17 protein-coding genes, 1 tRNA gene and 1 pseudogene are annotated in these 18445 nt (G+C 64.8%); 12 read left to right on the top strand and 7 right to left on the bottom strand.

Going from position 1 to position 18445, the window contains the following annotated elements:
• Positions 1 to 122 precede the first annotated feature (122 nt).
• A tRNA-Met gene (locus tag WIT60_RS06255) sits at positions 123 to 199 on the top strand.
• A gap of 113 nt (positions 200 to 312) precedes the next feature.
• Here the strand turns inward: WIT60_RS06255 and WIT60_RS16865 are convergent.
• Positions 313 to 480, bottom strand: a complete 168-nt coding sequence (locus WIT60_RS16865) for a DUF4113 domain-containing protein (RefSeq protein ID WP_445207663.1) — start codon at positions 478 to 480, stop codon at positions 313 to 315.
• A gap of 199 nt (positions 481 to 679) precedes the next feature.
• Between WIT60_RS16865 and WIT60_RS06250 the strand changes: the two genes are divergently transcribed.
• The 3 genes and pseudogenes from WIT60_RS06250 to tnpC all read left to right on the top strand — a co-directional run.
• Positions 680 to 1057, top strand: coding sequence for a transposase (locus WIT60_RS06250; RefSeq protein WP_200964342.1), 378 nt, complete (start codon positions 680 to 682; stop codon positions 1055 to 1057).
• Positions 1054 to 1401, top strand: a complete 348-nt coding sequence (gene tnpB, locus WIT60_RS06245; protein WP_058087081.1) for an IS66 family insertion sequence element accessory protein TnpB — start codon at positions 1054 to 1056, stop codon at positions 1399 to 1401. The genes WIT60_RS06250 and tnpB overlap by 4 nt, the downstream gene beginning before the upstream one ends.
• Positions 1402 to 1460: 59 nt before the next feature.
• Positions 1461 to 2486: pseudogene (gene tnpC, locus WIT60_RS06240) on the top strand (IS66 family transposase); the annotation flags it as partial.
• A gap of 163 nt (positions 2487 to 2649) precedes the next feature.
• Here tnpC and gdhA read toward each other — a convergent pair.
• A complete protein-coding gene (gdhA, locus tag WIT60_RS06235; RefSeq protein ID WP_339583076.1) occupies positions 2650 to 3996 on the bottom strand; it encodes an NADP-specific glutamate dehydrogenase in 1347 nt (448 codons plus the stop codon).
• Between the two features lie 254 nt (positions 3997 to 4250).
• On the opposite strand from gdhA, the gene WIT60_RS06230 reads away from it, so the two are divergent.
• Positions 4251 to 5276: a Fe(3+) ABC transporter substrate-binding protein gene (locus tag WIT60_RS06230; RefSeq protein WP_339583075.1), complete on the top strand. Its 1026-nt coding sequence runs from the start codon at positions 4251 to 4253 to the stop codon at positions 5274 to 5276.
• Between the two features lie 3 nt (positions 5277 to 5279).
• Here WIT60_RS06230 and WIT60_RS06225 read toward each other — a convergent pair whose 3' ends face one another.
• Positions 5280 to 6992 carry an ABC transporter permease gene (locus WIT60_RS06225; protein ID WP_445207662.1) on the bottom strand — a complete coding sequence of 571 codons (1713 nt, stop codon included), beginning with the start codon at positions 6990 to 6992 and terminating at the stop codon, positions 5280 to 5282.
• 54 nt (positions 6993 to 7046) lie between these two features.
• On the opposite strand from WIT60_RS06225, the gene WIT60_RS06220 reads away from it, so the two are divergent.
• The 6 genes from WIT60_RS06220 (at position 7047) to WIT60_RS06195 (ending at position 13109) form a co-directional block, all read left to right on the top strand.
• Entirely contained in the window at positions 7047 to 8159 is a 1113-nt protein-coding gene (locus WIT60_RS06220; RefSeq protein WP_339583074.1) for an ABC transporter ATP-binding protein, read from the top strand.
• Positions 8160 to 8163: 4 nt separating this feature from the next.
• Positions 8164 to 8871 carry an N-acetylmuramate alpha-1-phosphate uridylyltransferase MurU gene (gene murU / locus WIT60_RS06215; protein WP_339583073.1) on the top strand — a complete coding sequence of 236 codons (708 nt, stop codon included), beginning with the start codon at positions 8164 to 8166 and terminating at the stop codon, positions 8869 to 8871.
• 114 nt (positions 8872 to 8985) lie between these two features.
• A complete protein-coding gene (locus WIT60_RS06210; protein WP_339583072.1) occupies positions 8986 to 9369 on the top strand; it encodes a hypothetical protein in 384 nt (127 codons plus the stop codon).
• 14 nt (positions 9370 to 9383) lie between these two features.
• The gene (miaB, locus tag WIT60_RS06205) at positions 9384 to 10751 is read left to right on the top strand and encodes a tRNA (N6-isopentenyl adenosine(37)-C2)-methylthiotransferase MiaB (protein WP_339583071.1); all 1368 of its coding nucleotides are present in this window, start codon (positions 9384 to 9386) and stop codon (positions 10749 to 10751) included.
• Positions 10752 to 10910: 159 nt separating this feature from the next.
• Positions 10911 to 12029, top strand: coding sequence for an HD-GYP domain-containing protein (locus tag WIT60_RS06200; RefSeq protein WP_339583070.1), 1119 nt, complete (start codon positions 10911 to 10913; stop codon positions 12027 to 12029).
• Positions 12030 to 12185: 156 nt separating this feature from the next.
• A complete protein-coding gene (locus tag WIT60_RS06195) occupies positions 12186 to 13109 on the top strand; it encodes an HD-GYP domain-containing protein (RefSeq protein ID WP_339583069.1) in 924 nt (307 codons plus the stop codon).
• Here the strand turns inward: WIT60_RS06195 and bioF are convergent.
• Positions 13094 to 14326 carry an 8-amino-7-oxononanoate synthase gene (gene bioF, locus WIT60_RS06190; protein WP_339583068.1) on the bottom strand — a complete coding sequence of 411 codons (1233 nt, stop codon included), beginning with the start codon at positions 14324 to 14326 and terminating at the stop codon, positions 13094 to 13096. The two genes, WIT60_RS06195 and bioF, sit on opposite strands and share 16 nt — an antisense overlap.
• Positions 14327 to 14363: 37 nt before the next feature.
• A complete protein-coding gene (gene nhaR, locus WIT60_RS06185) occupies positions 14364 to 15269 on the bottom strand; it encodes a transcriptional activator NhaR (RefSeq protein ID WP_339583067.1) in 906 nt (301 codons plus the stop codon).
• 120 nt (positions 15270 to 15389) lie between these two features.
• Here nhaR and WIT60_RS06180 point away from each other — a divergent pair, with 120 nt between their 5' ends.
• Positions 15390 to 16082, top strand: a complete 693-nt coding sequence (locus WIT60_RS06180; protein ID WP_339583066.1) for a Bax inhibitor-1/YccA family protein — start codon at positions 15390 to 15392, stop codon at positions 16080 to 16082.
• A gap of 187 nt (positions 16083 to 16269) precedes the next feature.
• Here WIT60_RS06180 and bioD read toward each other — a convergent pair whose 3' ends face one another.
• Both bioD and bioA read right to left on the bottom strand, forming a co-directional pair.
• Complete coding sequence (bioD, locus tag WIT60_RS06175) at positions 16270 to 16983, bottom strand: dethiobiotin synthase (RefSeq protein WP_339583065.1); 714 nt, start codon at positions 16981 to 16983, stop codon at positions 16270 to 16272.
• A 24-nt stretch (positions 16984 to 17007) separates the two neighbouring features.
• Positions 17008 to 18444: an adenosylmethionine--8-amino-7-oxononanoate transaminase gene (gene bioA / locus WIT60_RS06170; protein ID WP_339583064.1), complete on the bottom strand. Its 1437-nt coding sequence runs from the start codon at positions 18442 to 18444 to the stop codon at positions 17008 to 17010.
• Position 18445 lies beyond the last annotated feature (1 nt).

Genomic DNA, 18445 nt, shown 5'->3' with positions numbered 1-18445 from the left:
TAGCGGATGGGCCGAGAGATGGCGGCGGCCTCGTTTTTTTCAAGAGCCGGTGATGCGATGAAGATTTTTTGCGACAAGGCTTGCGCGCAGCCGAAAAGTCGGCATATACTTTAGGTCTTGATGGCGCTTTAGCTCAGCCGGTTAGAGCGACGGAATCATAATCCGCAGGTCCGGGGTTCGAATCCCTGAAGCGCCACCAGAATTTCTCTAAGCGTGACAACGACTTAGACAAAAAAGCCACCCTCGCGGTGGCTTTTTTCTTTGTCTGCTTACATCACTATGTAACGACGGATGTAAGCAGATTTGGTGGCTTCAAGCCCTCGCTGTCGGCACGTCACTCCACTGCGTCGTGTAGCTGGGTGTCTTTCGGACCTGACGCATCCCCCAGGTGTCGGCACCTTGGCTTAGCCTTGAGCTTCCACCGAGCAACACCGTCCTCTTGCCAAACCGCTCGTTGACGCGGTCCATGGCGTGAATCAACTTGGACCGGTCTCGGCTCGGTCGTCGGCTCGTTCCAATCCAACGCTCCTTGCACTAAGGTGTCCGGCACGAGGCCCAGCAGCATGACCCCGGCCTTGGCCAACTGGACTCCGGGCGCATAGATGGTAAGCGTCCGACGACGACCCTCTAGCCAAGGCTGTATGGCGGCGTGAAGATCGCGTCCACTATGGAGAAGATGGTGGACGCGATCGCAAAACAAGACTCAGACGCCAAGACAGGCGTTGTGGGTGTACGCAAGCGGCGGACGTACAGCAAACAGTTCAAGGCCGAGGTGGCGGCGCAATGCCTGATGCCCGGCGCATCGGTGTCAGCGATTGCCCTGAGCCATGGCATCAACGCCAACGTGATTCGCAAGTGGCTGCCGCCAGGGCCTGTGCCCATGGCCCGCGCACCAGTGCTGTTGCCGGTGATGATTGAGCCCGATACACCGCCTGCACAGCCGGCAGCGACGCAGCCCATCGAACTGAGCATGCATGGCGCCACCCTGTGCCTGCCGCCTGGCTTTGCCGCGCAGGATCTGCGCAGCATCCTGCAAGTGCTGCGCTCACTGCCATGATCGGATTGCCAGCGGGCACCCGCGTCTGGCTGGCCGCTGGCCACACCGACATGCGCAAGGGTTTCGATGGTCTGGCCGCTGTGGCGCAAGAAGTCTTGCTGCAGGATCCGTTTGGCGGCCATGTCTTCGTCTTCCGTGGCCGGCGCGGCGACATCATCAAGCTGCTGTGGTGGGATGGACAGGGCCTTTGCCTGCTGAGCAAGCGCCTGGAGAAGGGGCGCTTCGTGTGGCCGCAGGCCGATGGCGGCAAGGTCAGTCTGAGCCCGGCGCAGCTGTCGATGCTGTTGGAGGGCATCGACTGGCGCATGCCCGAGCGCACCTGGCGACCAGAGCGTGCTGCCTGAATCTGGTTGACATCGCATCCCCCGTGGCGTGATCGCTGAGCCTTGGGCACAGTATCGTCATGCCACACGATCCGCACCCGCATGACCACTGCGAGCTGTCTCGCCAGTTGCGCGACAGCCGCCAGGAACTGGCCCATGCCAAGCTGCTGATTGACAAGCTCAAGACCGAGATCGCCTACCTGCGCCGCATGCACTTTGGCCGCAGCAGCGAGCAACTCGATGTGGCCGCACAGATGGAACTGTTGGCACCCGCGACAACGGTGGAGCCACCAGCGGCCAACGACGAGCCTGAAGGTGGTGCCAACAACCGCAAGCGCTCACGCAAAAGCCGCCAAGGCCTGCGCGACTTGCCAGCCCATCTGCCACGCGAGATCGTGGTGCACACGCCCGATGCGGGCTGCGCTTGCGGCGCCTGCCTGGACGCGCTGCGCCCCATTGGCCAAGACGTCAGTGAAGTGCTCGACTACCTGCCCGGTCAGTTCAAGGTCATCCGCCATGTGCGGCCCCGCCTGGCCTGCCCGGCGTGCGACAGCATCGTACAAGCCAGTGCGCCGAGCCGTCCGCTCGATCGTGGCATGGCCGGCGCCGGCCTGCTGGCCCATGTGCTGGTGAGCAAGTATGCCGATCACACCCCGCTGTATCGCCTCTCGCAGATCTATGCCCGCCAGGGTGTGGACCTGGAGCGCTCGACCCTGGCTGACTGGGTGGGTGCAGCGGCTGCGTTGCTCAGCCCCTTGACGCAAGCCATCGGCCGTCATGTGCTGGCCGCCGCCAAGATCCACACCGACGACACGCCGATCCGGGTTCTGGGTGGCCAGGGTCAACAGGCACGCACTGGGCGATTGTGGACCTATGTGCGCGACGACCGCGCCAGCGGTGACGCCAGGCCACAGGCTGTATGGTTCCAATACTCCCCCAATCGCAAAGGCGAGCATCCCAGGCGTCACTTGGCCGGCTTCAAGGGCATCGTGCAGGCAGACGCCTTCGCGGGCTACGACCGGCTGTTCGACAGCGGCGAGATCATCGAGGCCGGCTGCTGGGCCCATGCCCGGCGCAAGTTCTACGACGTGCACATGCCGCCACACAGCAAAATGCCGCGCTGGTGGAGGAAAGTGCCGCGGCTGCGGAGAGCCTGAGCAATCAGGCACGCCATCTGGTGAACACGATGGCGTCCTTCAAGTTGAGCGCCGCGGACCTGCGCGAAGTGCCACAGGTCCGCTGAGGGCTCAGGGTGATCTGGTCAGGCGATCAGATCACGCCTTGTGCCAGCATGGCGTCGGCGACCTTGACGAAACCGCCGACGTTGGCACCGTTGACGTAGCTGACCGAGCCGTCGGCGCGACGACCGTGACGCACGCACACCTCATGGATGCTGCGCATGATGCCCAGCAGTCGGGCGTCGACCTCTTCACGGGTCCAGGACAGGCGGATGGCGTTCTGGCTCATCTCCAGACCGGAGGTGGCCACCCCCCCGGCGTTCGAGGCCTTGCCAGGCGCGTACAAGATGCCGTTGCCCTCGAAGACATGCACGGCCTCGAGCGTGGAGGGCATGTTGGCGCCTTCGGCCACGCAGATGACACCGTTCTTGACCAGGGTTTCGGCATCCTTGCCATCCAGTTCGTTCTGGGTCGCGCAAGGCAGGGCAACGTCCACCGGGATGCTCCACGGGCGCACGCCTTCCATGAACACGGTACCAGGCACGCGCTTGGCATAGTCACCGACGCGGCCATAGAGGTGGTTCTTCACTTCCATCAGTTCGGCCAGCTTGGCCGGGGTGAAGCCGGCTTCGTCGTACACGGTGCCGCTGGAGTCGGACACGGTGACGACCTTGGCGCCCAGGGCCATGGCCTTCTCGACGGCGTACTGGGCGACGTTGCCCGAACCCGAGACGCTGACGCGCATGCCCTCGAAGTTGCGCCCCTTGAGTTTGAGCATCTCTTCGGCGAAATAGACGGTGCCGTAACCGGTGGCTTCCGGACGGATCAGCGAGCCGCCAAAGCTCAAGCCCTTGCCGGTGAACACGCAGTCAGCGCGGTTGCTGAGCTTCTTGTACATGCCGGCCATGTAGCCGACCTCGCGACCGCCCACACCGATGTCACCCGCGGGCACGTCCGTGTCGGCGCCCACATGGCGGAACAACTCGCTGACGAAGGCCTGGCAGAAGCGCATGATTTCGCCCTGGCTCTTGCCCTTGGGGTCGAAATCCGCGCCACCCTTGCCACCGCCCATGGGCAGCGTGGTCAGCGCATTCTTGAAGGTTTGCTCGAACGCCAGGAACTTCAGGATGGACAGGTTCACCGAAGGGTGGAAGCGGATGCCGCCCTTGTAAGGACCGATGGAGGAGCTGTGCTGGATGCGGTAGCCGCGGTTGACCTGCACCTGCCCACGGTCGTCGACCCAGGAGACGCGGAACATGATGATGCGCTCGGGCTCGACCAGTCGCTCCAGCAAACTCTGCTCGGCGTACTTGGGGTTCTGCTCGATGAAGGGCCACAGGCTGTCCATCACCTCGGTGACGGCCTGGAGGAATTCGGGTTGGCCGGGGTTGCGGGCCGCAACCTGGCTCAGAAAGCTGTCCAGCGACTGAATTTTCATGATGTGAGCACCACCAAGGTGCATTGGTGAAAAGCGGGTCGAACATTCTGGCATACAGCACCCCACCATGGTGCACACAAGGTCAGCAGGCGAGCGCCGCAGTCAAGCAAATGCACCACCTCGGTGCGACTCGTTCACCCTTCTTCGCCTGATCGCGATCCACTCAGGAAAATACGAATGATTCCTGTTATCTTTATAATCATGTCGCGTGTGAACCCACGCCCCTCTTCAACGGACACCAAGGAAACTGTCACATGGCTCGTTTGACCTCCCGCGTTGCCGCCCTCACCTTGATCGCGCTGGCCTGCCAGGGCACTGCCCACGCCGCCGATGCGGTGCTCAACATCTACTCGGCACGCCACTATCAAACCGATGAGGCGCTGTACAACGACTTCACCAAGCAGACCGGCATCAAGATCAATCGCCTGGATGGCAAGGAAGATGAACTGCTGGAGCGCATCAAGAACGAAGGTGCCAACTCGCCAGCCGACATCCTGATCACCGTGGATGCCGCTCGCCTGGAGATTGCAGACAGCCTCGGCCTGTTTCAGCCCATCCAGTCGAAGGTGCTGAACGCCCGCATCCCAGCCCACTTGCGCACACCAACCTGGGTGGCGTTTTCGACCCGCGCCCGCGTGATCGCGTACAACAAGAACGCCGTGAAGGCCGAATGGGTGCAGACCTACGCCGATCTGGCCAATCCACGCCTGAAGGATCAGGTGTGCGTGCGCTCGGGCTCACACCCTTACAACCTGTCGCTGGGGGCGGCCATGATCGCCCATGAAGGCGAAGCGAAGACGGAGAACTGGGCACGTGGCCTGGTGGCCAACTTTGCCCGCGCGCCCAAGGGCGGTGACACGGATCAGCTCAAGGCGGTGGCGGCAGGCGAGTGCGGCGTGACCATCTCGAACAGCTACTACCTGGCCCGCCTGATGCGCTCGACCAAACCGGAAGACCGCAAGGTGGTCGAATCCTTGGGGGTGGCCTGGCCCAACCAGAAGAGCTGGGGCACCCACATCAACATCTCGGGGGCAGGCATCATCAAGACCGCGCCCAACCGTGACGCCGCGATCAAGTTTCTGGAGTACCTGAGCAGCGACAAGGCCCAAGCCTATTTTGCCGATGGCAACAACGAATGGCCGGCCGTGAGCGCGGTGAAGATCGACAACCCGGCTCTGAAGGCCCTGGGCACCTTCAAGCCCGACACCTTGCCGGTGGGCGATCTGGCCCGCAACGCCGCCAAGGCTCAGAAGGCTTTCGACCGCGCTGGCTGGCGTTGATGATCAGTGCGGGGTCGCAGAGCCCTGGCGGGCTTTGGCGATCTCGCGGCTGAGCACGATCAGGGGCAGCAGCCCCACCACGACGATGGCCAAAGCCGAGGTGGAAGCCTCGGCCAGGCGCTCGTCGGATGCGAGGTTGTAAGCCTGCGTGGCCAGGGTGTCGAAGTTGAAGGGCCGCATCACCAGCGTGGCCGGCAGCTCCTTCATCACGTCGATGAACACCAGCAAGGCCGCGGTCAAGAGGCTGCCACGCAGAAGCGGGAAATGCACGCGACGCAATGTGGCGGCCGGGCTCAAGCCCAGGCTGCGTGCCGCGTTGTCCATGCTGGGCGTGATTTTGAGCAAGCCCGCATCCACCGACTGCACTGCCGGCGTCAGGAAACGCACGACACAGGCGTACACCAGTCCGGCAATCCCCCCCGTCAGGACCAGGCCAGACTGCCAGTCAAAATGGTGGGTCAACCAGTTCGTCAGCACATTGTCGATGCGGGACACGGGGATGAGCACCCCCACCGCGATCACCGTCCCCGGCAGCGCATAGCCCAGGCCACCCAAGCGGTGCACGCTGCGCACCACCCAGGAATTGGCCCGCAAACGGGCGGCATAGCCCAACAGCAAGGCCAAGGTCACGGCGATCAAGGCTGTCAGACCTGAGACGGTGACACTGTTGGTCGCCAACTCGATGAAACGTGCGCCGAATTGAGCGTCGCCTTCGGTGATCGCCATCTCCAGCAGGATGCCGGCGGGCAACAAAAAGCCCGTGACGAAAGGAATCAGGCAGGCGACAACGGCCAGTGCAGCACGCACGCCGCGCAAACGTCGAGCCTGGAAGCGGGCACGGCGCAAGGTCGTGTCGTGAAAGCGCGCTCGGCCGCGTGACAGGCGTTCGAAGGCCAGCACCAGGATCACGAAGCCCAACAAGGCGGTGGACAACTGCGCTGCAGCCACGCGGTCACCCAGCGAGAACCACGCCCGGTAGATGCCAGTGGTGAAGGTCTGCACGCCAAAGTAGGAGACCGCGCCAAAGTCGGCCAAGGTTTCCATCAGCGCCAGCGAGACGCCCGCGGCGATGGCGGGACGCGCCAGCGGCAGCGACACGCGCCAAAAGCTGGCCCACGGACCCAAGCCTAGCGACCGGCCAACCTCCAGCATGCCGCCAGCCCGCTCCAGAAACGCCGTGCGCGCCAGCATGTAGACATAGGGATAGAGCACCAGCGAGAACAGGATCACCGCGCCGCCCAGAGAGCGCACATCAGGGAACCAGTAATCCGCACGCGTCCAGCCAAAGGTGTCGCGCAACGCCGTCTGCACCGGCCCCACGAACTGCAGCAGATCGGTGTAGGTGTAGGCCATGACATAGCCGGGCACGGCCAGGGGCAGCACCAAGGCCCACTCCAGCATGCCGCGCAACGGGAAGTTGTAGCGCGTCACCAGCCAGGCCGCGCCGACACCCATGCTGGCCGTCCCCAAGCCCACGCCCAGGCACAGCCACAGCGTGGACCACAGGTAGTCCGGCAGCACCGTGGAGGCCAGATGCGACCAGGTGTCACTGGTGCCCGTGCTGAGCACATGGCTGATGACCGCCAACACCGGCAAGGCCACCAAGGCCCCAACGAGCACCGCCCAGGCGGTGAGCCACCCTGACCGCCAGCGCGCAGCAAACGGCCGAGAGGAGGACACAACGGAAGGAGAATGAGGAGAGACTGCCGGCTTCATGGTGAATTGAGAATTATCATCGTTTCATTGCCGGTTTCCGAATTTGTTTGCCTCATGCCTGCCTCGGCCTCCTCTGCCCTGCCCCCGGTCACCGATCCCAGCCAAGCTTGGCTGGTCGTGGACGACGTCACCTTGCGCTACGGCAAACGCGCCATCCTCGAGCACTTGAGCTTTGCGCTGCCCCAGGGGGGCATTGCCTGCCTGCTGGGCCCCTCGGGCTGCGGCAAGACCACGGCCCTGCGCGCCATCGCAGGCTTCGAGCCGATCAGCGCAGGCGCCATCCGGCTGGCTGGTCAGGTGCTCAGCGCGCCCGGTCAGATCACGCCGCCCGAGAAGCGCCGCATCGGCATGGTGTTCCAGGACTACGCTTTGTTCCCACACCTGACGGTGGCACAAAACGTCGGCTTTGGCCTCAAGGGTCGCGCCGATGCCGCGCAGCGTGTGGCCGAGATGCTCGACACTGTGGGGCTGGCACATGCCGCGCAGCGCTTCCCGCATGAGTTGTCGGGCGGCCAGCAGCAGCGCGTGGCCCTGGCACGGGCGCTCGCACCCCAGCCCAGCATGCTGTTGCTCGACGAGCCCTTCTCCAACCTGGACGTGGCCCTGCGCGAGCGACTGGCCAGCGAGGTGCGCGACATCCTCAAGGCCACCCACACCACCGCCGTGCTCGTCACCCACGACCAGCACGAGGCCTTTGCGATGGCCGACGTCATCGGTGTGATGGCCGACGGTCACCTGCAACAATGGGACACGGCCTACGGTCTGTATCACCAGCCCGCGAACCGCCGGGTCGCCAACTTCGTGGGCCAAGGAGCCTTCGTTCCGGCCGTGGTGGTCGATGACCATCACCTGCGGCTGGACGTGGGACAGAGCACCGGTGACCAGACCGTGTTCGCCACCGATGACGTGATGACCCACGCCCCCGGCACCCGGGTGGACGTGCTGATGCGCCCCGACGACGTCGTGCATGACGACGCCAGCCCGGTGAAGGCCACCGTGCTGCACAAGGCGTTCAAAGGTGCGGAGTTTCTCTACACCCTGGCCCTGAGCGATGGCACCGAGGTGCTGTCCACCGTGCCTTCGCACCACGACCATGCCATCGGTGAAGCGATTGGCATTCGCCTGGACCTCAGTCACGTGGTGGCCTTTGCCCACGCCGCCGAGTGACACCATGAGCCAACTGCCCGCCCTCATCCTGGCTGCCGGACGCGGCGAACGCATGCGCCCACTCACCGACATCACCCCAAAGCCGCTGCTGGCGGTGCAAGGCAAGCCACTCATCGTGTGGCACCTGGAAGCATTGGCACGCGACGGGGTACGCGACGTGGTGATCAACACCGCCCACCTCGAAGAACAGTTCCCGGCGGCGCTGGGCGATGGCTCGCGCTGGGGTCTGCGCATCTGCTACTCGATGGAAGGGCGCGATCACGGCGGCGCCCTGGAGACCGCTGGTGGCATGGCCCAGGCCCTGCCCTTGCTGGGTGAAGCCTACTGGGTGTTGGCCGGCGATGTGTTCGTGCCGGGCTTCCAGTTTGAGGCCGGCGCCGCGCAGGCCTTTGTGAACAGCACGGACTGGGGTCGGATGTGGTTGGTGCCCAACCCGCCCCACGTACCGCAGGGCGACTTTGCCCTCACCGCAGAGGGGCTCGTGCAACGCAAGGATCAGGCCGCCGCAGGCACACCGGCTTACACCTACTCCACCATCGGTCTGTACCGCCCGGCCATGGTCGAGGGCATCCAGCCCGGCGAGAAGGCGGCGCTGCGCCCTTGCCTGGAGCGGGCCATCGACGCCGGCCGCTTGAGCGGCCAGCTGTACACCGGCCCTTGGGTCGATGTGGGTACGCCAGAGCGGCTGGCGCAGTTGAACGCCGAATCCTGACGCCCTTCCTGCACGGGCACCCAGCCCTGCCACCCCAGACGGGCGGAAAAGCCCCACAGACAGCAGGCCAGCGGCTAAAATCGGCGTCCGATCAACAGCCCCTGGATCTACACCATGCCCCGCTGTCTTTCGATGGCCCTGGCCGCTGCGGCCCTGGCTGTCCCTGCGCTGAGCTGCGCACAAGTGGCCAGAACCATGCCGATGGACTCCCTGCGTGGCGAGGTCACCTTCGGCCAGCCACCTGAAGTCCTGCTCAACGGGCAGCCCATGCGCCTGGCACCGGGTGCCCGTATCCGCGACCCTCAGAACATGCTGGTGCTCTCTGGCGCCCTGGTGGGCCAAAAGCTCAAGGTCAACTACACCGTAGACCCTTACGGGCTGTTGTTCAACGTGTGGATCTTGCGTGCGGACGAGTTGGCCAAGCGTTGGCCCAGCACGCCCAAAGAAGCCGCCACCTGGACCTACGACCCGATCAATTTTGCCTGGATCAAGCCCTGATCCCTTCCCGACCCATGAGCACCGCGCCCGAGACCAAGAAGGTCTACATCAAGACCTATGGCTGCCAGATGAACGAATATGACTCGGACAAGATGTCCGACGTCATGAACGCCGCCAAAGGCTACACGCCCACTGACAACCCCGAAGAGGCCGATCTGATCCTCTTCAACACCTGCTCCATCCGCGAGAAGGCCCAGGAGAAGGTCTTCTCCGACCTCGGTCGCGTCAAGCACCTCAAAGAAAAAGGCGTGATGATCGGCGTGGGCGGCTGCGTGGCCAGCCAGGAAGGTGCGGCCATCATCGAGCGCGCACCCTATGTGGACGTGGTCTTCGGCCCGCAAACCCTGCACCGTCTGCCCGCCATGCTGGAAAAGCGCCAGCAGCAAAAGCGCCCCCAGGTCGACATCAGCTTCCCCGAAATCGAGAAGTTCGACCACCTGCCGCCACCGCGCAAGGAAGGCGCCTCGGCCTTCGTCTCCATCATGGAAGGCTGCTCGAAGTACTGCAGCTACTGCGTCGTGCCCTACACCCGGGGCGAAGAGGTCTCGCGTCCCTTTGAAGATGTGCTGACCGAAGTAGCCGATCTGGTCGACCAGGGCGTCAAGGAAATCACCCTGCTGGGCCAGAACGTCAACGGCTACCGCGGCAAAATGGGCGACACGGCCGACATCGCCGACTTCGCCACCCTCATCGAGTACATCGCCGAGATGCCGGGCCTGGAGCGCATCCGCTTCACCACCAGCCACCCCAACGAGTTCAGCCAGCGCCTGATCGACGTTTACGGCAAGACCCACAAGCTGGTCAACCACGTGCACCTGCCCGTGCAACACGGCTCCGACCGCATCCTGATGGCGATGAAGCGCGGCTACACGGCGCTGGAGTACAAGAGCACCATCCGCAAGCTGCGCGCCGTGCGTCCCAACATCAGCCTGTCGACCGACTTCATCGTTGGCTTCCCCGGCGAAACCGACGACGACTTCGACAAGCTCATGAAGCTGGCCACCGACCTGGAGTTCGACGCCTCCTTCAGCTTCATCTACAGCGCGCGCCCCGGCACCCCGGCCGCTTCGCTGCAAGATGACGCCACCTACGAGGTCAAGCTCAAGCGTCTGCAAACGCTGCAGGCCTACCTGGAAGCCAATGTGCTGCGCTACAGCGAAGCGATGGTCGGCACCACGCAGAAGATTCTGGTGGAGGGCCCCAGCCGCAAGGACCCGAGCGAGTTGATGGGCCGCACCGAGTGCAACCGCATCGTCAACTTCGCCGCCGGCCCCACGCAGGCCCTGCGTGACCGCCTGATCGGCCAACTCATTGACGTGAAGATCACCAAGGCCTTCCCGCATTCGCTGCGGGCCGATGTGGTCCTGCCTCACGCTGCCTGAGCCGGCCTCCGGGGACTCGGGTTCACCCTGATGCCAGGGTAACCACCACGATCACAGCGTGACGTAATCGACAGGTGCCCCCCCTTAGGGGTATGACCCGACTGTCATGCATGGCGATTCGGCAGAATCTGCAAGAAATTGCAATTCCGGTAAATCGCCATGCAACTTCTGCGGCTGTGCGCCCATCAGATTCAGCTCAACAAGCCCTTGCCCTGGAACGTGCGCAATGAGCCCGGGCATTTGCTGCTGGGCAAAGGTTTCGTGCTGACCAATCAGGCTCAGATCGACAGCTTGCTGGCGCGCGGCGTGTACGTGGACAAAGACGAGTTCGACGCCGTCCAGCGGACCAGTTACGCCCCCGAGAAGCGCAAGGACCCGTTCTCGCTGTGGAACAACATCCTCAAGCGGACAGGCACGCTTCTGCGCCAATTTCAAGACAATCCGCAATTCGCCAAAGACATCACCGACCTGTCGGGCCAGGTACACGCGGCCATGCAAGCCGACCAGGAGGTTGGCACTTTCGAGATGATGCATGGTGACGCCACGGGCTACTCCGTTTCACACTCGCTGCAAACAGCGTTCGTCGCCAGTCTCGCCGCTGAGCGGCTGGGCTGGAGCGAAAGCGAAAAGCTCACGCTCATCCGCGCGTCCTTGACGATGAACATCGCCATGCTGGATCTGCAAAACACCCTGGCCGCGCAAACCACACCTTTGACGCCTGCCCAGCGTGCGGACATCGACAACCACGCCAAACGAGGCAGAGCGATGCTGGAGTCCGCTCAAGTCACCTGTCAGGACTGGCTGCGCACCGTGGAGCACCACCATGTCACCGTCGATGGTCGCGACATCCCTCAAGATCGCACCGACATCAGCCCGCTGGCCTGCATGGTGCACTACGCCGATGTCTACCTCGCTCGCATCAGCCCACGTGCCACCCGGGCAGGGCAAGCCGTGAACGTTGCCGCACGTGACCTGTTCATGAAAGCCGGCGGCGCCAACAACCCGTATGCCGCGGCCATCATCAAGGAGATGGGCATCTACCCGCCTGGCAGCTTCGTGAAACTGGCCAATGGCGACACCGCCGTGGTCGTACGCAAAGGCGAAACTGCCGTCACCCCTCAGGTACACAGCCTGATCAGCGCCGACGGCTGGGTCTTCCCCGACTCCAAACTGCGCGACACGGCCAAAGCCGAGTTCAAGGTCACGGCCGCGGTACCACGCGGCAACGTGATGCTGACCCTGAACCGCGCCAAGCTTTTCGGGTACGCCACCGCCTGACACCTCCCACCCAGGCATTTGCGATCTGCAACGCCCACGTCCGGGCACCGAGTCCGCGATCCGCAGTTACCATGGAGCGTGTAACGCCATCCCCACCAGCGGTGGAGACCAGCGTGCGCCCTGGACACGCTCGAGATCAGTCGGAACGAAGCAGACATGTCGGAGAAACCCAAGGATCCCTTCCTGCTGTGGAGCAGCATCCACAAGCGAACGGGCATGCTGCTGCGCCAGCACAAGGACAACCCCCGCTTTGCCCAGGATCTGAGCGAGCTCGCAGGGGTCATCCATTGGGCCATGCAGCAGGACCAAGAGATTGGCACCTTCGAGATGATGCACGGCGAAACCATGGGCTATGCCATTGCCCACTCCCTGCAGACTGCCTTCGTGGCCAGTCTGGCTGCCGGGCGTCTGGGCTGGAGCGAATCGGATCGCTTGACCCTGGTCCGCGCCTCGCTGACGATGAACATCGCCATGCTGGACCTGCAAAATGTGCTGTCCCTGCAAACCACGCCGCTCACCGCCAAACAACGCGCCGAGATCGACAGCCACCCCTTGCGAGGACGCGAGATCCTGGAAGCAGCCAACGTGACCAGCGAGGATTGGTTGCGCACGGTCGAACAGCACCACGTCACGCTCGATGGCCGAGACGTGCCGCAAGACCGCACCAATCTCAGCCAACTGGCCTGCATGGTGCACTACGCCGATGTGTACATGGCACGCATCAGTCCGCGTGCCTCAAGGGTGGCCCAGCCCGTCAACATCGCTGCGCGAGAGCTGTTCATGAAAGCCGGCGGTGCCGACAACCCCTATGCCGCCGCCATCATCAAGGAAATGGGCCTCTACCCCCCTGGCACCTTTGTGAAACTGGCCAATGGCGACACGGCCGTGGTCGTGCGAAAGGGAGAGACCGCCGCCGCCCCTCAGGTGCACAGTCTGATCAGTGCGGACGGCTGGGTGTTCCCCGACTCCAAGCTGCGCGATACGGCCAAAAGCGAGTTCCGGATCACGGCCTCCGTCCCGCGCGGGGACGTGATGCTGAGCCTGGACCGCGCCAAGCTCTTCGGCTACGCCACGGCCTGAGTCAGGGCGGCCACGAGCTGGTCGACCTGTGCCAGCGTGTGAGCCGCGGACAAGGAGATGCGCAGGCGTGCGGTCCCCTCCGGTACGGTGGGCGGCCGGATGGCGGGCACCCACACCCCCTGTTCGTCGAGCTTGGCCATCACCGCCAGAGCCGCTTCGTTGCTGCCAATGATCAAAGGCTGGATGGCCGTGTCCGATGGCATCAGATGCCAGGGCAGACCGGCTGCCGCCACGCCCTCGCGCAGGCGCTGTTGCAATGCCCGCAGGTGATCGCGGCGCCAACCCTCTTCCTGCATGACGCGCACGCTGGCGCGCAGGGCCTCGGCGATCATCGCCGGGGTGCCCGTGGCAAACATGTAGGTGCGCGCTTTTTGCAGCACCCACTCGACCATGCTGGGCTCACCGGCCACAAAGGCGCCGGCCACCCCGGCCGCCTTGCCCAAGGTCGCCATGTAGATCAGGCGATCCATGCGTCCCTGCCAGGCGGGTGCCACGCCGTCGCGCCCGGCCATGCCAAAGTACGACAAGGTGCCCTCTCCGTGCTCGCCCAGCACGCCAAAGCCGTGGGCGTCGTCGATCATCAGCCAGGCATCGTGGCGTTCGCACAGGGCCATCAAGGCCGGCACATCGGCCACATTGCCGTCCATGCTGAAGACGGCGTCGGTCACCACCAGCTTGCGGCGGGCCGTGCTGGCCTGCAAGGCCTGCTCCAGTGCGGCCAGATCGGCGTGCGGCACCACATGCAGCTCGGCCCGTGACAGGCGAATGCCATCGATCAGGCAGGCGTGGTTGAGCGCGTCGGAGAACACCGCATCGCCCTTGCCCACCAGGGCCGGGATGATGCCGACGTTGGCTGCATAGCCCGCATAGAAGTACAAGGCACGCGGCAAGCCGACCAGTGCGGCCAACTCGTGCTCCAGAGCCTCGTGCGCCGGACTGTGCCCACAGACCAGAGGCGAAGCCGTGGCCCCCACGCCATAGCGAGCGGCGGCTTCCTGCGCGGCCGTGATGACCGCCGGATGCTGGGACAGGCCCAGGTAGTCGTTGCTGCCAAAGGACAGGCGCGCCTGCCCGTTGATCAGGTAGTGGGTGCCGCGCAGGTCCTCTTCGTCGGCAGACAGGTCCACGGGCGCCTTCAGAGGCATCACCTGGCGGCGCTGACGGGCCAGGTGGGCGGTGCGCAGTTGCGCCAGTTCTTGGTCAAACAATCCAGTCATCCGCCAAGGTTAACCCCAAGTGCTGGGTTTTCCGGCCTCAACGGTTCCAGGCAGCGAACAGGCCTGCACGGGCCGCCTGGGTGATCGCAGCCACCCCGGGATGGGTGATGCGCCGCTCCACCGTGATCACATAAAACTCTTCGATGAGGTCGGTGGCCTCGCCCAACAGGTGCACGCCGTACTGGGCACGCACCTCCTGGTCCAGCACCATGGGCGCGACGAACACCCCGTGGCCCTGCTTGCCCAACTCGGTCACCAGCGCGCCATCGTCGAACTCACCCACCACGCGAGGGCGCAGCTTGTGCTTGCCCAGCCACTGGGTCAGGCGCACGCCCATGGCCGAATCGGCCCCTGGGGCCAGCAAAGGCAGCCCATCCAGGCAGGCTGGGAACACCCCTTGCGCGCGCTCGGCCAAGGCCGGTGCGGCATAGAAACCCACGTTGGCGCCACCGAGTCGGTGGTTGAAGGCGGTCACGCTCAGGGCCGGCGGCAGCGGGATGTCGGACAGGACAAGGTCCAGGCGGTGCACAGCCAGCTCGGCCAGCAGGCTGTCGAGCTTGCCTTCGCGGCTGATGACCTTGAAGGGCTGCGTCTGGCTCATGGCCGGCTCCAGCAGGCGGGTCACCACCAGCTTGGGCACCGCATCGGCATTGCCCACGCGCAGCTCCACCGGGCGCAAGGCACCCTTGGGCTGGCGCACCACCTGCTCCAGTTCGGCCCCCAGGTTGAAAATGTCCTGAGCGTAGCTGAAGGCGAGCTGGCCGGTCTCGGTCATCTCCAGCTTGCGGCCCTTCTTGCGAAACAGCGGGTGGCCGAAATGCTCTTCCAGCAGCTGGATCTGGCCGCTGATGGTTTGGGGCGTGACGTGCAGGTGCTCGCCCGCCTTCACGACGCCGCCCAGGCGTGCCACGGTCCAGAAGTACAACAGGTGCTTGTAGTTCATTTCGGTTTCACCGATATGTTTTCGTCAAAAAACCGAATTTACGCGAAACATTGACCTGCGTACAGTGCGTCGTGTCGTGGTCCGTATCCGGTGCCACAGTTTTCTGCAAGGAGTTTCTCCATGTCCAACGACATCCGATCCGAAGTGCGCGCGTTCCCCATGGGCGACGTCACCACGGTGACGCCTGCCAGCGCCCAACGCGTGCTGCGCAACACCTACGCCCTGCTGGGCCTGACCCTGGCGTTCAGCGCCCTGGTCGCCGGCCTGGCCATGAGCCTGAAGCTGCCGCACCCCGGCATCCTGGTGACCCTGGTGGGCTTTTACGGCCTGTTCTTCCTGGTCAACAAGACGGCCAACAGCGGCAAGGGCGTGCTGGCCGTGTTCGCCCTGACCGGCTTCATGGGCTACACCCTGGGCCCCACCCTGAACGCCGTGATGAGCCTGCCCGGTGGCAGCGCCGCCATCACCAACGCCCTGGCTGCCACGGCTGCGGCTTTCCTGGGACTGTCGGCCATCGCCTTGACCACCAAGCGTGACTTCAGCTTCATGGGCAAGTTCCTGATGATCGGCATGCTGACCGCAATGGTGCTGGGCTTGGGTGCGATCTTCTTCGAGATCCCCGCGCTGAGCCTGGCTGTGTCGGGCATGGTCGTGCTACTGGCCAGCGGCATGATCCTGTTCGAGACCAGCCGCATCGTCAACGGCGGTGAAACCAACTACGTGATGGCCACCGTGGGCCTGTTCGTGTCGATCTACAACCTGTTCAGCAGCCTGCTGATGCTGTTCGGCCTGGGTGGCGGCAGCGACGACTGAACAAGTGAACGAGTGTGGTGCCAGCTTGACGGAAGGGGTTGTGTGACCCACAGCCTGTAGACGGGTCAAGCTTTGATCGCCCGGTGTCGGCTTCGGCCACACCGGGCGTTTTTCATGGGAACACGGAGATGGCGCCGATGGCTCGGATCAGATGGGTCCATGCGGGCGCATCGGCTCCGAGCAGCCTTCAGGGCAGGCGAAAGCTGCGCGCCAGCTCGGCCGGATCGGCGTCCGGCTGCCATGGCCAGTGCGCCAGCAATGGGGCCTGCAAGCGTGCCTTCAGCGTGGCCAGGTTGGCCGCCTGCTCCGACATCTGCGGGTCGATCACATTGGCCACCCAGCCGGCCAGCTTCAGGCCGCGCGCCAGGATGGCCTCTTGCGTCAGCAGCGCATGGTTGATGCAGCCCAGGCGCACGCCCACCGTCAGGATGATGGGCAGGTTCAAACGCTGCGCCAGGTCGGCGCTGGTCACCCAGTCACCGCCCAGATCGGGATCGGGCTCGCACAGCGGCACGATGAAGCCGCCGGCGCCCTCCACCACCACTGCGTCGGCGTGCTGACGCAGCGCGTGAAAGCTGGCCTCGATGTGGTCGAGGTCGATCACCACGCCGGCGCGACGGGCCGCGATGTGCGGCGACACGGCATCGGGCAAGGCATAGGGGTTATCGAAGCCGCCGGGCACACGCAGGCTGGCCGCCGCGCGCATGGCAGCGACGTCCTCGTTGAGCCAGTGGCCGGGCTCGTCGCCCTGCTCCTCCACCCAGTCGCAGCCGGAGGCCACCGGCTTCATGCCGACCACGCGGGCATGACCGGCCTGGCGCAGCGCATGGATGACGGTGGTGCTGGTGCGGGTCTTGCCAACGCCGGTGTCGGTGCCGGTGATGAAGTAAGCGAGGGACATGTCAGGGCGCTCGGGGTCAGGGGTTCAAGCCATGCGCACGGCATCGGTGGCAGGAACGGCGTTCGATACCGACGACACAGGCAAGGCGTCGATCTCGGCCAGCACCTGATCGAGCACGCGTACCAGGCCCTCGGCCAGCGCGCGCTGGTCGGACTCGGTCAGCACATACGGAGGCATGACGTAGAGCGTGCTGCCGATGGGACGCAGCAGCAGGCCGGCGTCCAGCGCGGCGCGGTGGTAGCGGGCGGCAAAGGTCGGCTCGGCCGTATCAATGTCCCAGGCCCAGATCATGCCCAGGTGGCGCGTGGCCTTGACACGCGGGTGGGCGCGCAGCGGCGCGGTCAACTGCGTGAACCGCTCGGCGACCACGCGGTTGCGACTCAACACATCGTGACCGTCGGCATCGCGGGCGGCAAAGGTGTCAAGCACGGCCAGGGCGGCGCGGCAGGCCAGCGGGTTGCCGGTGTACGAGTGCGAGTGCAGGAAACCGTGCACCGTACGGTCGTCGTAGAAGGCCACGTACACCGCGTCGGTCGTCAGCACGGCCGACAGGGGCAGCACGCCCCCGGTCAGCCCCTTGCTCAGGCAGATGAAGTCGGGCTTGACCCCGCTGCCATCGGCCCGGCGCGCCTGCTGGTGCGCAAACAAGGTGCCGGTGCGGCCAAAGCCCACGGCGATCTCGTCGGCGATCCAGTGCACGGCGTAACGGTCGCACAACTCGCGCACGGCCACGAGGTAGTCGGGCGCGTACATGGCCATGCCAGCGGCGCCTTGCACCAGCGGCTCCAGGATCAGTGCGGCGGTGCGCGTGTGGTGCTCGGCCAGGTAGGCGGCCAGCGCATCGATCGCGGCCTGGGTGTGCGCCTCGGCGCTCACACCCGCTGCGGCATGACGCGGGTCGGGCGAGGGCAAGGTGGCGCTCAGGCGCAGCAACGGTGCGTAGGCCTCGCGGAACAGCGGGATGTCGGTGACGGACAAGGCGCCAGCGGTTTCACCGTGGTAGCCGCCTTGCAGGCCGATGAACTGGTGCTTCTCGGGCTGGCCCAGGTTGCGCCAACTGTGGGCGCTCATCTTCAGCGCGATCTCGGTGGCACTGGCACCGTCGCTGGCATAGAAGGCGTGGCCCAGGCCGGTCAAATCGGCCAGACGCTCGGACAGCTCGACCACCGGCGGATGCGTCAAGCCGGCCAGCATGATGTGGTCGAGCTTGCCCAGCTGGTCGGTGATCACCTCGCGGATCGGGCCGAAGTTGTGACCGAACAGGTTGACCCACCAAGAGCTGACCGCGTCCAGGATGCGGTGCCCCTGGTCGTCGATCAGCCAGGGCCCCTCGGCGGCGACGATGGCGCGCGGCGGGAAGCGCTCGTGCACCTTCATCTGTGTGCACGGGTGCCAGACGGCCTGACGGCTGCGTTCGGCCCAGTCCGGCTGGGTGAGGGACATCGGCGTCAGGGCAGTCATG

The sequence above is a fragment of the Aquabacterium sp. G14 genome, assembly GCF_037482285.1.
Classification (GTDB): Bacteria; Pseudomonadota; Gammaproteobacteria; order Burkholderiales; family Burkholderiaceae_C; genus Aquabacterium.
Note: the sequence above shows the minus strand (reverse complement) of the source record. Positions and strands in the feature narration are given on the sequence as shown.

Bases quoted from the DNA above. Each gene is read 5' to 3' on its own strand.
- tnpB (WP_058087081.1), top strand. From the start codon at position 1,054: ATGATCGGATTGCCAGCGGGCACCCGCGTCTGGCTGGCCGCTGGCCAC.
- gdhA (WP_339583076.1), bottom strand. From the start codon at position 3,996: ATGAAAATTCAGTCGCTGGACAGCTTTCTGAGCCAGGTTGCGGCCCGC.
- WIT60_RS06230 (WP_339583075.1), top strand. From the start codon at position 4,251: ATGGCTCGTTTGACCTCCCGCGTTGCCGCCCTCACCTTGATCGCGCTG.
- WIT60_RS06225 (WP_445207662.1), bottom strand. From the start codon at position 6,992: ATGAAGCCGGCAGTCTCTCCTCATTCTCCTTCCGTTGTGTCCTCCTCT.
- WIT60_RS06220 (WP_339583074.1), top strand. From the start codon at position 7,047: ATGCCTGCCTCGGCCTCCTCTGCCCTGCCCCCGGTCACCGATCCCAGC.
- murU (WP_339583073.1), top strand. From the start codon at position 8,164: ATGAGCCAACTGCCCGCCCTCATCCTGGCTGCCGGACGCGGCGAACGC.
- WIT60_RS06210 (WP_339583072.1), top strand. From the start codon at position 8,986: ATGCCCCGCTGTCTTTCGATGGCCCTGGCCGCTGCGGCCCTGGCTGTC.
- miaB (WP_339583071.1), top strand. From the start codon at position 9,384: ATGAGCACCGCGCCCGAGACCAAGAAGGTCTACATCAAGACCTATGGC.
- WIT60_RS06200 (WP_339583070.1), top strand. From the start codon at position 10,911: ATGCAACTTCTGCGGCTGTGCGCCCATCAGATTCAGCTCAACAAGCCC.
- WIT60_RS06195 (WP_339583069.1), top strand. From the start codon at position 12,186: ATGTCGGAGAAACCCAAGGATCCCTTCCTGCTGTGGAGCAGCATCCAC.
- bioF (WP_339583068.1), bottom strand. From the start codon at position 14,326: ATGACTGGATTGTTTGACCAAGAACTGGCGCAACTGCGCACCGCCCAC.
- nhaR (WP_339583067.1), bottom strand. From the start codon at position 15,269: ATGAACTACAAGCACCTGTTGTACTTCTGGACCGTGGCACGCCTGGGC.
- WIT60_RS06180 (WP_339583066.1), top strand. From the start codon at position 15,390: ATGTCCAACGACATCCGATCCGAAGTGCGCGCGTTCCCCATGGGCGAC.
- bioD (WP_339583065.1), bottom strand. From the start codon at position 16,983: ATGTCCCTCGCTTACTTCATCACCGGCACCGACACCGGCGTTGGCAAG.
- bioA (WP_339583064.1), bottom strand. From the start codon at position 18,444: ATGACTGCCCTGACGCCGATGTCCCTCACCCAGCCGGACTGGGCCGAA.